General features: G+C 60.7%; 10 protein-coding genes. All 10 read right to left on the reverse strand.

Going from position 1 to position 12,809, the window contains the following annotated elements; all coding sequences use genetic code 11:
• Positions 1 to 9: 9 nt before the first annotated feature.
• The 10 genes from ACFWXH_RS22450 to ACFWXH_RS22495 all read right to left on the reverse strand — a co-directional run bounded on the left by ACFWXH_RS22450 (position 10) and on the right by ACFWXH_RS22495 (position 12,693).
• The gene (locus tag ACFWXH_RS22450; RefSeq protein WP_379123548.1) at positions 10 to 807 is read right to left on the reverse strand and encodes an ATP-binding cassette domain-containing protein; all 798 of its coding nucleotides are present in this window, start codon (positions 805 to 807) and stop codon (positions 10 to 12) included.
• Between the two features lie 35 nt (positions 808 to 842).
• Entirely contained in the window at positions 843 to 3,017 is a 2,175-nt protein-coding gene (locus ACFWXH_RS22455) for a TonB-dependent siderophore receptor (RefSeq protein ID WP_379123549.1), read from the reverse strand.
• Between the two features lie 242 nt (positions 3,018 to 3,259).
• Entirely contained in the window at positions 3,260 to 4,156 is an 897-nt protein-coding gene (locus ACFWXH_RS22460) for a helix-turn-helix domain-containing protein (RefSeq protein WP_379123550.1), read from the reverse strand.
• Positions 4,157 to 4,343: 187 nt separating this feature from the next.
• A complete protein-coding gene (locus tag ACFWXH_RS22465) occupies positions 4,344 to 5,402 on the reverse strand; it encodes an ABC transporter ATP-binding protein (protein WP_379123551.1) in 1,059 nt (352 codons plus the stop codon).
• A 9-nt stretch (positions 5,403 to 5,411) separates the two neighbouring features.
• Positions 5,412 to 7,502, reverse strand: coding sequence for an ADP-ribosylglycohydrolase family protein (locus ACFWXH_RS22470; RefSeq protein ID WP_379123552.1), 2,091 nt, complete (start codon positions 7,500 to 7,502; stop codon positions 5,412 to 5,414).
• 12 nt (positions 7,503 to 7,514) lie between these two features.
• The gene (locus ACFWXH_RS22475) at positions 7,515 to 8,342 is read right to left on the reverse strand and encodes a carbohydrate ABC transporter permease (RefSeq protein ID WP_379123553.1); all 828 of its coding nucleotides are present in this window, start codon (positions 8,340 to 8,342) and stop codon (positions 7,515 to 7,517) included.
• Between the two features lie 2 nt (positions 8,343 to 8,344).
• Positions 8,345 to 9,190, reverse strand: coding sequence for a carbohydrate ABC transporter permease (locus ACFWXH_RS22480; protein ID WP_379123554.1), 846 nt, complete (start codon positions 9,188 to 9,190; stop codon positions 8,345 to 8,347).
• A gap of 103 nt (positions 9,191 to 9,293) precedes the next feature.
• Positions 9,294 to 10,598 (reverse strand): ABC transporter substrate-binding protein, encoded by a 1,305-nt coding sequence (locus ACFWXH_RS22485; RefSeq protein WP_379123555.1) that lies wholly within the window; start codon positions 10,596 to 10,598, stop codon positions 9,294 to 9,296.
• 31 nt (positions 10,599 to 10,629) lie between these two features.
• Positions 10,630 to 11,652, reverse strand: coding sequence for a LacI family DNA-binding transcriptional regulator (locus ACFWXH_RS22490; RefSeq protein WP_379123556.1), 1,023 nt, complete (start codon positions 11,650 to 11,652; stop codon positions 10,630 to 10,632).
• A gap of 159 nt (positions 11,653 to 11,811) precedes the next feature.
• The gene (locus ACFWXH_RS22495; RefSeq protein WP_379123557.1) at positions 11,812 to 12,693 is read right to left on the reverse strand and encodes a hypothetical protein; all 882 of its coding nucleotides are present in this window, start codon (positions 12,691 to 12,693) and stop codon (positions 11,812 to 11,814) included.
• Between the last annotated feature and the right edge of the window lie 116 nt (positions 12,694 to 12,809).

Genomic DNA, 12,809 nt, shown 5'->3' on the forward strand with positions numbered 1-12,809 from the left:
CTCGAAGGCTTAAAGGACATAGCTGATCGGCGCACCGGTTTGCGGATGCCTGGTGATGCCCATGGCCAGGCCATAGATGCTGTCCAGAACGGCGGGGTCGAGGATCCGATCAGGAGTACCGCGCGCGACGATCCTGCCTTGGCGCAGCGCGATCAATTCGTCGCAGAAGGATGCAGCCATGTTGATGTCGTGGAGCACGGCGACCACGGCGATGCCCTGTTCGCGGCTGAGCTGCCTGACCAGCGCCAGGATCTCGACCTGATGCGCGAGATCGAGCGCGGAGGTCGGCTCGTCGAGAAGCAGGCAACGCGCATCCTGCGCGAGCATCATGGCAAGCCAGGCACGCTGCCTCTCTCCACCCGACAGGCTGTCGACCATGCGGTCGGCGAGCGCCGTAAGCGACGTCTGCGTCAGCGCCCGGCTCACCTTGTCCTCGTCGTCGGCGCTGAAACGGCCGAGCGCACCATGCCAGGGAAAGCGGCCGAGGCTCGCCAGTTCGCGCACGTTCATGCCTTCGGCGGGTGGCGTGAATTGCGGCATATAGGCAACGCTGCGGGCGAAGTCGCGCGTACCGAAGGTTTCGAGCGGCCTGCCTGAAAACCGGATCGAGCCTTGGGCGGGATCCTGCTGCCGCGCCAGGAGCTTTAGCAATGTGCTCTTGCCAGAACCGTTCGGGCCGACCAGACCGTAGAAACGGCCCGGCGCCAGCGTCATGGTGAGCGGAGACAGGATAGTGCGCCCGCCGGCCGCGAAAGAGGCGGCGTCGACATCATAGAGATGCAGGTCCGGGTTCTTTGCTGCATCCATAAAGTCGGTCCTCAAACATCACGAGATAGCGGCTGCTACCAGGTGGCATAGGCCTTCAGCTTGAAGGCGCGCCCCTCGCCGTAGCTGCAGGTCAGCGCGGTCTGGCAGCTTGCGACATAGGCCTTGTCGAACACGTTGGTCACGTTGAGATCGACACCCCAATTGTCCTTCTCATAACCAAGCTTGAGATCGACAAGGGTCGCTCCCGGAACCTTCAGCGTGTTCTGGTTGTCGGCCCAGGACGAGCCGACATAACGCAGGCCGCCGCCGACCGAAATACCGTCATACCAGTCGCCACGGAAGGTGTAATCGGCCTTTGCCGATGCCATCACCTCCGGCACGATGAAGGGGCGCTTGCCGACAATCGTCGGATCCTCGTCCCTGGTGATCTCGATATTGTAGGCCGTGAACGCGCCGGTGACCTTGAAATCGTCGGTGACGTTGACCTTCCCTTCCAGCTCGACGCCGCGCGAGCGCACCTCGCCGGTCTGGACATAAGTAAAGGGCGTGAGGTTGGACTGCACGTTGCGCCGGGTGAGGTCGAACACCGAGAGCGTGATGAGGCCATCGACGAAGGTCGGCGCATATTTGACACCGACCTCGTACTGGACGCCGTCCTCCGGTTCGAACAGCTTGCCCGCGGCGTTGGTGCCGATGATGGGATTGAAGAAAGTGGCGACGCTGGCATAGGGCGTCACGCCGTTGTCGAATTCATAGGCGAGGCCCGCGCGTCCCGAGAACGAGCCATCGCTGCGTTTCTGGGTGGTGTCCTGTGTCGGCGCATAGAAGTTCGGCCGATCGTGCGCGCTCAGCCAGCCGCGATCGTAGCGGCCGTTCAGGGTGGCGATCCAGCCACCGCCGAAACGCAACTGGTCCTGGATGTAGAGGCCGAGCTGCTGCTGGCTCAGATCCTGATCGAGGTAGCTGACGCGCGGCGTCAGCGCCGCGCCATAGACGGGATTGAACGCGTCGATGGGCGGCGTCGTGCCGAACAGCGCCGACGACTGCACCTGGTCGATGTTGAAATATTTGTAGTCGAGGCCCGCCAGAAGCCTGTGTTCGATGCCGCCGGTATCGAACTTTCCCTCGACCTGGTTGTCGAAAAGGAAGGAAGTGACATCCGTGTCATGGCCGAAATTGATCCGGTCGAGTGTGGTCGGCCCCGACCATCCATTGGGATAGACACTGACCTCCTTGACGCTGGCCGCGTTGAAGCGGGCGTTGGAACGGATCGTCCAGTCGCTGTCGAAGGTGTGTTCGAACTCGTAGCCCAGGGCGCCCTGCTCGCGCCTGTAGAGATCGACATCCGGTTCCATGTAGTTCGCATCGCGCGGGATGCGCCCATAGTTGATCCCGCCGACGATACGGTCGACGACAGTACCCTCATAGGGCAGGAAACTGCCGCCATTGTGGTTTTCATCGATATGGCTGTAGTTGGCCAGGATGGTCAGGCTGGTCTGTTCGTCCGGCTTCCAGGTGACGCTCGGCGAAATGAAGCCGCGCCAGCCGTCCTGCAGATCGGAATAGGTGTTGCCGCCGGCAATCTTGCCGAGCACCCGGTAGCTGACAACATTGTTCGAAACGCCGCCGAGATCGACGCCGAGATAGGCGTTGCCGGCGTCGTTGATGCCTGTCTCGACATAGCGCCGCGTTTCGAAATCAGGACGCTTGCTGACATAGTTGATGACGCCGCCCGGGTTGGAACCACCGTAAAGCACCGATGCCGGGCCCTTCAGCACCTCGATGCGCTCCAGGCCGAATTGGTCGACGTAGAACCCGCCGAAGCCGTGGCTGAAGAGCTGCAGGCCATCCATGTAGGTTCCGGTCGCGGTGGCCTGGAAGCCGCGGATGAACATCCAGTTGGTGTCGCTGTCGGGCCCGAAGGGCTGGGTAAACACGCCGGCGGTATAGCGCAGCGCCTCGTCCGCCTTCTGCGCGCCCTGCTCGTCGATCTCCTCGCGGCCGATGACGGAAACCGACTGCGGGATGTCCTTGATGTCGGTGGCTGTCTTGGAACCGGTCGTGGTGGACCTGGCAACGACGCCCTTGACCTTGCCGGTGGCAGTCGCGCGGTCACCTGTCTGTCCGCCGCCTTCGCCCTGGATGACGATCCTGTCCAGCACGGTGGATTGCTGGGCATGGACCGAGCCCAGCGCGGCAACAATCGCGACGCCTGAGGCACCAAGCAATCTGAGCGAAACCAATGCCATGCATACCCCCAGCCACCTCGCCTTTCGCACCCGAAAGGCTGCCGTTCGAACACTGCGCGTCTATTCGGACGCGCAAAGGACGCTCGAACACTTTGATTGAGCGCATGATCCTTTTCGAAAATCGGAACCGATTTTCGGGGTCATGCGCTAAGTTGAGTTATTAACTCATCTTATTTGGCAGTGGCTTGGACCTTTTTGCGTTGAATTGTCGATTCTTGACGGAAAACGCGGTGGCTTTGCTGTCATCGATCCGCGGCACTGCGTCGCCACTGTGCGGGCGTCAAACCCACCACCGTCTTGAACACCCGCGTGAAATGCGCCTGATCGGCAAAACCGGCGGCAAGCGCCACCTCGCTCAGGGTCAGCGGCTCGCCAAGCAGCTTCTCCTGAACCTTCCGGATCCGCGCCTTCATCTGCCAGCGATGCGGCGGCAAACCGGTCGAGGCCTTGAAGGCGTGGCTCAGATGGGTCTCCGACAACTGGATCAGATCGGCCAGCTCGCCGAGCCGGATCGGCCTGAAGCAATTGGCTTCGATGAATTCGGTAACCAGGCGCAACTGGCCGCGCGAAAGACCGGATTTGCGGTGCCCGTCCTCGTGCCGGATGTCGAAAAGCAGCGCCAGCAGCGCATTGACCAGCCCTGCCCCGAACAGGCCATGCATGGCGGCCGGGTTCGTGCATTCGTCGGCGATGGCGCGGGCCAGCATTGCGATCTTGGCATCGCGGAACTGGAAACGCGGTACCGACAGGCGCGCCTGATCGACGGTTCGCCCGAAGCGCCGCGTCACGGCTGCTTCCGAAAAATGCAGATCGAGATGCTGGATCCGCTTCAGCCTCTCGCCGTGGCCGCTGACGGGCATGCCGGCGGGCACGTAGCTCATGGTCTCGGCAGCGTCGTGCCGACCGGTGGTTCCCGCACCCTTTTGGTCCAGCACGAAGACCCCGCCCGGGTTGAGATCGAGCATCACGAACAGGCGCGGGTCCGGCGAGACATAGTCGCCCTGCGCGTCCTGGGCACATTGGGCGCGCCAGACATCGGCGACCACGTCGTCCCACGCGCGCCATTTGAGGTTGTCGACCACGGCAAAACCGTGGACCATGGCATGCATCTTCGGGCGGAAGTTCAAACTTGCCCCCATCCTTCAATCCGTCAGGGATGAGCTTAAATTCATGAGTACAATACTCATGTTTTTACGGCAAGCGTTGTTTGAATCCTTCAGGGTCTCGAGCCGGAGAATGCCGTTTTCGCACGACCGCGCGCTGGTATGGACCGGCGGCGATGCCGGACATCGAAATCATGAGCCCGACGGGAACTTGACGACCAACCTACTCGAACCTCCTTCCGTGGTCCCGATCAAAGATATGGACCGCACCCTGGTTGAGGATGAGCGACCGTTCCGCGCCCACGTCGAAATCAGGACGCTCGCGCGACACGATCGAGACCGGTCCCGTTGGCAGGTCGATTTCCACGAAGGTTTCCGATCCCGTCGGTTCTATGTTGGCGACCGTTCCCTTCAACACTCCCTCGGCGGACAATCGAATTTCTTCGGGCCGCTTGCCGATGAGCACCCGATGTCCCTCGCCAAGATGCGTTGGCGAGGCGAGCCCGGTCTGCTGACCATCCTCCAGCACGAGCTTTCCATCCCTCACTGCCGCGGAGAACAGGTTCATTGCCGGCGAGCCTATGAACTGGGCGACGAATGAGTTGGCCGGCCGATCGTAGAGTTCGAGCGGCGTTCCGACCTGTTCGATTTTCCCACCCTGCATGACGATGATCCGGTCGGCCATCGTCATCGCTTCGATCTGATCATGAGTGACATAGATCATGGTCGCACCGAGCCGGCGGTGAAGTGATTTGATCTCGCTGCGCATCTGAACCCTGAGCTTGGCGTCAAGATTGGACAGCGGCTCGTCGAAGAGAAACACCTGCGGATTGCGCACGATCGAGCGCCCCATGGCCACACGCTGACGCTGTCCGCCGGACAGTGCCTTCGGCTTGCGGTCGAGCAACGGGACAAGCCCCAGAATTTCTGCGGCCTCTCGCACCTTGCGTGCCTTTTCCTCTTCGCTCGCGCCAGCCAGCATCAACGAAAAGGCCATGTTCTGCTCGACAGTCATATGGGGATAGAGCGCATAGTTCTGAAAAACCATCGAGATATCGCGGCTCTTCGGCGGCAGATCATTGACCACCTTGCCGCCGATCGAGATGTTCCCTCCCGAGATCTCTTCCAGGCCAGCGATCATGCGCAGCAAAGTGGATTTGCCGCAGCCGGAAGGTCCAACCAGGACAACAAATTCGCCATCGGCGATGTCCGCGTCGATACCGTGAATGACTTCGACACCGCTGTATTTCTTGAAGACCTTGTCGATCGTAACGCCTGCCATGGATGCCTCCTACGCCGCGCCGACATGGATGCGGGTCGCCGAAAGTGCTCCCTCGTGGATCAGCAGCCCGGCGGCACCACAGTCAAAGGTCGCATCCTCAGCCTCGGCGACGGTGTCTCCGACAGCGGCGGAAATCCGGTTGCCCTTTGCCCGCAAAGTCATGGTGAATGCTTCCTCGAAGGCAACCTTCAGCGGGACGGAGGCCAGGATATCCTCAAGCTCGTCCTTGCGTCTGACGATCTGCAGCTCTCCCTTCCTGGTCACCCTTGCCGCGTAATACCGGCGTTGTCCCTGCGCGCGCAGCACAAGGCCGCCATGTTCACCGAGATGCAGCATCAGGTCTGCTTCGATCGTGTAGTCGGCCCAGTCGCGCGCGCCCTGCAGGATCATGCCCTCGCCCCGGTTTTGACTGATGCGAAAGTCCTGCGGGAAGTGCTTGGAAAAGAAGTGGGCATTGCTGACCCAGGCCTTGCGCCAGAAATCACCGCCTCCGCTCGGCCGACGGAAGGTAACGTCCGGGCTGCCCTCCCAGGACATCCTGTCCAGGAGAACGCGGCCATCGCTACGCCCTTCCGGAGTGGTCAGAACCACGCCAATTTCAGCGATTGGCTGGTGCCCGGTTTCAGGGATCGTCCAGGAAAGCTCCGTCGAGCGGCCGGGCAACACGAGAACCGGATTTGGCATGTCCAGATCGATGAGCTCGTCATTTCCATCATAATGGCGGATGCGCAATTTTGCTTCGACCGTGCCACGGAGATCAGGCGCCGCCTTCAGCGTTGTCTTCAATGTCTGCCCCGCATAGACGCGCGGGCTGGCCAGAAGATCATAAGTGCGCATGTCCTTGACCTCGCGCGGCGTGAAGACCGCTGTCGTGACAGCGGCTTCCCGGCTGGGGGCAAGCGCAGAAAATGCAATCGCCAACCCCTCACCGGTGCCCGCCACCTTCAGGTCGGTCAGGCCGGCCTGACTTTGCTGAGGCCGAAAACCCTGAACGGAACCCGGCAGCGAAAAGTGGAATTGCGCTCCGTCTTTCGGCGCTGGCCGCGGCGCTTCACCAGCAAGCTGACGTCCAAGGTTGGCGAGCCATAACGAAACCTCGACCGCATCGGTGATCGAGCGGCCGCCATCGGCCGTGGAAATGTAGAGACGATCCGCCACCGGGCCGCGCCAATCCGGCCCGGCCTCCAGCCCATCGAGACCCAGCATGATTCCGTGGAGACAACCGAGATTTCCCGCATTGCAGTCCGTGTCCCAGCCGGAGGTGTTCACGATCATCTGCCCGCGCTGGAAATCATGCGGCGCATGCAGAAGAGCCATGATCATCAGCGCGTGGTTGGGCACAACATGGCAATTGCCGGGATATTTGTCGTAGCCGTAATTGTCTTCGATCTTCTGGCGCGTGGCTTCCCAGTCCTGGTTGCCCGACGTCCATTGGCGGATATCCGAAACGAGCTTCGCGATCAGGCTATCCTTTGGAATGTAGGACAGGCCGGTGTCGAGCAGATGATCGACATCCCGACTGAGAAAGGCCTCCGCCTCCATGGCAGCCCAAAGCACGGCTGCATTGACGGCTTCGCCATCGTGGCTGACCAAGCCCGCGGCGCGCGCCAGCTTCGCTGCCTGCGCAGGATTGCCGGGCGAAACCAGCGCCCAGCCATCGATGAAGATCTGCGCTCCGATCTGTTCGGCAACAGTCGCGCCATTTGTCTCGATGGAACCGGAGGCAGGTGCCGGGATACCACGCGCGAGATTGAGCCAAGCGGTGTGCTCGGTCGAATTGCCCGCTCCGCCCCACCACAGGATCGAGCGCTCTTCGACGATATAGTTCAGCCAGGCCCGGCCGATATCTTCCGAGGAAAGCGAAGACGAGATCCCATAGTCGTCCAGAGCGCGCGGGAAGGCGAACGTGCCGGCCACGTCGTCGTCGGTGACTACCAGCGGCACGCCCAGCCTGTCGTGAACATAGTAGGTGATCGGGCCGAGCTTCTGGAGAATCTCCTTGTAGCGCCAGTTCTCGAAGGGGCGGCCGAGATAGACGCCGATCAACTTGCCAAGCACACCGGCATAGACCCGGTTCAGATAATCCGCTGGAATGGACATGGAATTCTCCTTTCAGCCCTTCACCGAGCCGCCGGCCATTCCTTCGATGAAACGGCGCTGCAACAGGATGAAGAGTGTCACGATAGGCAGGATGATGATGAGGGCGGCAGCCATGATGACGCCCCAGTCGGAACTGTATTGGCCAGAAAGCAGGAAGAAGGAGACAACGGCGGTCAGCCTGTCCTGTCCCTGTAAAAAGGTCGTGGCGATCAGAAACTCATTCCAGGAATAAAGACCGATGATCAACGCGACGGTCAGAATTCCGGGAGAGACAATCGGAAGAAAAACGTATCGAAAAACTTGCCACTGCGTGGCGCCATCGATGAGAGCCGCTTCCTCCAATTCGCGCGGCACTGCCAGAAAATAGGTTCGCAGCAGCATGATCGCGAAGGGCGAATAGACAGCCGTATAGACGAAAGCCACCGCAACAGGATTGTTGATCAGACCGAGTTGGGCAAAACCGAAATAGAGCGGAAAGAGAAAGAGCTGGATGGGTGCCGTCGTACTCGCCAGAAGGTAGAAGGTCAGGATTTTCCACGTCTTGATCTTGCGTCGTGCCAGGACATAGGCGGTCAGCGACCCGGTCGTGCAAACAAGCGCGATCGTCAAAGCCGTCAGCACGAGCGAATTCAGAAGCGTGTGGCCGAAATTCGCGTCGCTCCAGGCGCGCGTGAAATTGTCCCAGCGCAGTTCGGACGGCCAGGCCAGAGGGTTCTGGACGATCTCCGCCGACGGCTTGAGCGAATTCAAGACCAAAAGCGCTATTGGAAAGAGCGCAACGATCATCAGCACCACAAGCGTGATGTAGACGAACGTCAGCGTCAGGCGGTTCTCGGTCATTCTCATTCCTCGAACTCCCCGGCCTGGGCGCGGATGTAGAAGACGGTGGCAACCAGGCCGAACAGACTGATAACCACGGAGATCGCCGCCGCCTTGCCGACGGCAAGGTCGTAGAACGCCGAACGATAGGCGAAGGTCGACAGAACTTCCGACGAAAAGGCCGGACCGCCCTGGGTCAGGATGTAGACGAAATCGAAGACCAGGAAGGACCAGATGATCGTCATGATCATCATCAGCGTGATGGTCGGGCGGATGCCGGGCAGCAGCACATAGCGGATGGTCTGGAAAAAGGTGGCACCTTCAACGCGCGCCGCCTCGATCTGTTCGGAGGGCACCTGCCGCAAGGCCGCAAAGAAGATCACGCACAGGAAGCCCCACCAATGCCAGAGATCGACGACGGCAATGCCATAGAGGGCGCTTGACGTCTGCGTCAGCGGGTTGGGAACATCGAGACCCATGCGTTGGAGCAGGCCAGTCACGCCGGTGACGGGTGAATAGATCATACCCTGCCAAACGCGCGCCGTGATGGCGGTCGCGATAATGACCGGTAGAAAATAGATGACCTGGAAATAGTTCGAACCCCGGCGCGCAACCAGCATCATTGTCGCGGCAAGAAGCCCCATCCCTATCGGCACGGTCAGGAAGATCACTGTCCAGATGACGTTGTTGCCCAGGGCGGTCCAGAACACGCTGTCGGCCCAGAGATCGCGAAAATTATCGAGACCCACAAAGACCGGAGCGCTGATGCCGTCCCACTGGAAAAAGGCCAGCGCAACCGTCATCAGCGCCGGCACGGCGATGATGACGATGTTGATTAAAAGGGTCGGCAAGACATACAGCCGATGCATGGGTCATACCCCTTTCAAGGGTCGGCAGGGCTCGTTTCCTCCCGGAATGAACACGGGAAGATCGAGAAGAGCCTGCCTCGGGGACAGGCACGGGGGCGAATGTTCAGCGAGCGGGAACGGCTGGCACCTTGCCGTCGCGCTTTTCCTTCTGGAACGCAGCGTCGAGCTTCGCCAGGAAGTCCGCCGTCGTTGTCCGCTTCAGCCAGACTTCTTCAATGCCGTTGATCAGATAGCTGTCTGTAGCAGGAGGCAGAAACGTCCAGGTCGTATAGCCATAGTCACCGTCATTCACCGCGCGCGCCAGGGTTGCCATTGTGTCGGTGAAGAGCGGCGAGGTATTTTCACCCATCTTTACCCCGGAATGATCCTTCAGCGGGATGTTCCACTCCCCCTGCCAGGCCGAGTTCATCGAGCCATAGACTGCCGGTGTGAAGACGAAATCGATCACGGCTGCCGCACCGTCCGGCTGCCTGGCCTTGGAAGCGATCGAGAACGTCGAGCCGATGCCGAGGGGGTAGACTGGCTTGCCTTCCGCGCTGGGAAACCCAACGAACCCTGGCGTAGCGCCACTCTTTCCAAAATAGGTATCCACATTGTGGAACTGCCAGGTGCCGCTTGGCATCATGCCGGCCTGGCCTGCTGCCAGCATGTTGGCGGTCTGCTCGCTGCTTGTGAGCGAAAAGTAGTTCTTTCCGAAATAGCCCTTCTGCCACCACTGATCGAGAGTATCGATCGCCTTCACGAAAGGTTCGGCAGTCCAGGGGATTTCGCCGCGCAATGCCTTGCCGATGTTGTCGGGACCAGCAACGGAATTCAGCGCGAGCGTGACGAACCATTCATTGGCGCCTCGCCAGTCGGCATTGCCGGCTGCGAACGGTGTGATGTTCTCTTTCAGCATGGCGTCGGCCACCGTTTCGAGCTCGGCAATCGAAGCTGGAACCTTCCAGCCGTGCTTGTCGAAAACCGTCTTGTTGTAGAACAAGCCAAGCGTTTCGTAAGTTTTGGGAAGCGCGAAGAGCTTGCCGTTGTAGCGGCCCATTTCCACAAAGACCGGAAGGATACGATCCGCCCATTTGTATTTCGCGGCATAGTCGTCGAGCGCAAGAAGCTGTCCGGACTGCGCCATCGGCGCCACATAGCTCGGCCCCGCAGTGTAGACCACGTCCGGGCCGTTGCCGGAGAGCATCGCGACACGCAATTGCTTGTCCAGCTCGCTGCCGCGATAGTCGATAACCAGCTTATAGCCGGGCTGCGACTTGTCGAAGGGGCCGACAATGTTGTCCTGGATCAGCTTCTGCTGATCAGGCGTTGCCTGCTCATACCACCATGTCACCCGCTCCTGCGCGGCAGCGTTGTGAACCAGACCCAAATACACTGCAGCCGCAGCAAACGCGTTGACCATCTTCATATTGTTCCCTCCCGATTCATTGTCATTTCGCTCAACCGCCGAATGGAGCGATCGAGGCACGGACGACCAGTTCAAAAGGCATTTCCTCGGCGCGGCCGGGTCCGATCGTGCCGCGGGCCAGGCGCTCGATCAGGACTTCCGCGGCTCGCGCACCGATCCTGTCTTGAAACTGCGCCACTGTGGTCAGCGCAGGCGTAACCAGGGCGGATGCCAGGATGTCGTCAAAACCCGCGACAGAGATGTCATCGGGTATAGACAGGCCTTCCGATACCAGGCGCTGCATGACGCCGATCGCCATCAGATCATTGGCCGCGACAACCGCACTGGGCAGATCACCGATCCCCAGGAGTTGACTGGCGGCCTGACGACCTCCTTCGAGCGTGAAATTCATCGCGCTGAAAACCATGGGCTCGGCTCCCACCGTCGCCATGGCTTCGAGATAGCCCTGAAGACGCACCCGTTGGGGGCCGCCCGGGGCGGCAACCATGGCAATGCGGCGATGCCCAAGTTCAATCAGATGCTGGGTCAACACACGTGCCGCCGCCACGTTGTCGATGAAAAGGTCGTCGATGGGCTGTGGCCCGCCGGACTTGCGGCTCACCTCGACACGCACCACCGGCATGCCGGCCTCGCCCAGCGGCTGCAAATCCCGGGCATCAAGATTGAAAAAGACACCCACGATGCCATCGAAGCGGCCTTGCTGCGCGCTCATCAGCACCTGCTTCTCGTTTGCGGCTTTCCCCTCGGTATCGATCGTGATCACTTCATAGCCGGAAGCGCGCGCCACCTTCTGCACCGCCACCACAAGGGATGGATAAAACGGATTGGTCAGATCGGGCACAATGCAGGCGATCACATGTGTGCGCTGGGTGCGCAGCGCCTGGGCAAAGCGGTTCGGCTGATATCCAAGTTCAGCGATCGCAGCCTCGATGCGCTCTGCGGTCTCGGGCGCAATCTTGTCGCGGCCACCGTTCAGCACGAGGGAAACCGTCGCCTGGGCGACACCAGCGCGCTCCGCCACTTCCTTTTGCGTAATTCTCCGACCAGATCTCACAGGACAGATCCAATTGCTACGTAGCAATACGCTATTGATACGTAGCAATTTGTCAATACCCGTCGATAAGATCGATTTCCGTCAGCGAATCGCAGGACGCCTGAAGGCGGTCACTCTGAGCTGAGCGGCCTTTGCGCCGGCTGGAAAGACTGCCCGGGATCAGGCCCGAACAATCCTGGCGAGCAGCCTCTCGTCGTCTGCCTGCTCCTGTTCGGTGAATTGCGGCGGATCACTCCTGTCCATCGCCTCGAGCAGGTGGGCAGCGAGTTTTTCCTCGCCTCGGGCAGTCAGTGCCTCCCACCGGTTCATCAGAACTTCATAGGTGACGATGTGATGGAAGCCGGCTCGGGCACGACGATCGAGGGCCGCGAAAGCCGATCGCATCGCCGCTTCATCGTCGGTGTCCTCCAGCACGAGATAGCCGATATCGTCGAGGATCGACGGCCGGCCAATCGCGGCCGCGAGGCCGAGGGTGGCCCAGCTCGTATCCGTGGCCAGCATATGCCTTGCCAGCGACACCGGATCGACGCGCAGATAGGTCAGAGCCGAGAGCAGGATCTCGGCCGTCCAGATATCCGGCAACCAGTTGCCTTTCACGTCATCAGGGACCTGCTGCCCGAGAGGAGCCGGCTCGCCTGTCGCGAACCAGTTCGCCGCTGCCTGGCTGAACACATTGCGCAGAGCCTGCTGTTCGGCCAGCGGCCAGGACAACAGGCCGAGCCTGGCTATCTGGTCCGGTAGCATCGGAAATGGGCGCGTGTCGAACGCTGCGCATTCAAGCGCCCGCGGCAGCCAGTGCCGGAATGTGGCAACGCCGCCGGAGCAATTGGGATGTTCGAAATAGATCGGAGAAAAAACGGCGTAATCCGCGGTGCGCACGTTTCGGGGGCCGCAGATCTGCTCCTCCTGTTCGGGCGTGAAGCACTGCCGGCAGAAGCCGCGTGGCGCCCGATAGGACGAGAACACCTCGTAGACCTGATCCAGGCACGCCTTCGCGTCAGGAACGGAGGCATCGAATGCGAAAAACAACGGTGGCTGCATGTTTCAATTTCAATGGCGAGCATCGAACGCTCGAGGCAACGGGACAGATCTCGAACGAGATGCATAGCCGGGCCGCGACCAACCTGCAAAGCCCGCGCCGCCCAGCCATTGCGAAC

Source organism: Mesorhizobium sp. NPDC059054 (assembly GCF_042739215.1).
Lineage (GTDB): Bacteria > Pseudomonadota > Alphaproteobacteria > Rhizobiales > Rhizobiaceae > Mesorhizobium.

Coding starts and splice junctions, on each gene's coding strand:
- ACFWXH_RS22450 (WP_379123548.1), bottom strand. CDS start 807: ATGGATGCAGCAAAGAACCCGGACCTGCATCTCTATGATGTCGACGCC.
- ACFWXH_RS22455 (WP_379123549.1), bottom strand. CDS start 3,017: ATGGCATTGGTTTCGCTCAGATTGCTTGGTGCCTCAGGCGTCGCGATT.
- ACFWXH_RS22460 (WP_379123550.1), bottom strand. CDS start 4,156: ATGGGGGCAAGTTTGAACTTCCGCCCGAAGATGCATGCCATGGTCCAC.
- ACFWXH_RS22465 (WP_379123551.1), bottom strand. CDS start 5,402: ATGGCAGGCGTTACGATCGACAAGGTCTTCAAGAAATACAGCGGTGTC.
- ACFWXH_RS22475 (WP_379123553.1), bottom strand. CDS start 8,342: ATGACCGAGAACCGCCTGACGCTGACGTTCGTCTACATCACGCTTGTG.
- ACFWXH_RS22495 (WP_379123557.1), bottom strand. CDS start 12,693: ATGCAGCCACCGTTGTTTTTCGCATTCGATGCCTCCGTTCCTGACGCG.
- ACFWXH_RS22485 (WP_379123555.1), bottom strand. CDS start 10,598: ATGAAGATGGTCAACGCGTTTGCTGCGGCTGCAGTGTATTTGGGTCTG.
- ACFWXH_RS22470 (WP_379123552.1), bottom strand. CDS start 7,502: ATGTCCATTCCAGCGGATTATCTGAACCGGGTCTATGCCGGTGTGCTT.
- ACFWXH_RS22480 (WP_379123554.1), bottom strand. CDS start 9,190: ATGCATCGGCTGTATGTCTTGCCGACCCTTTTAATCAACATCGTCATC.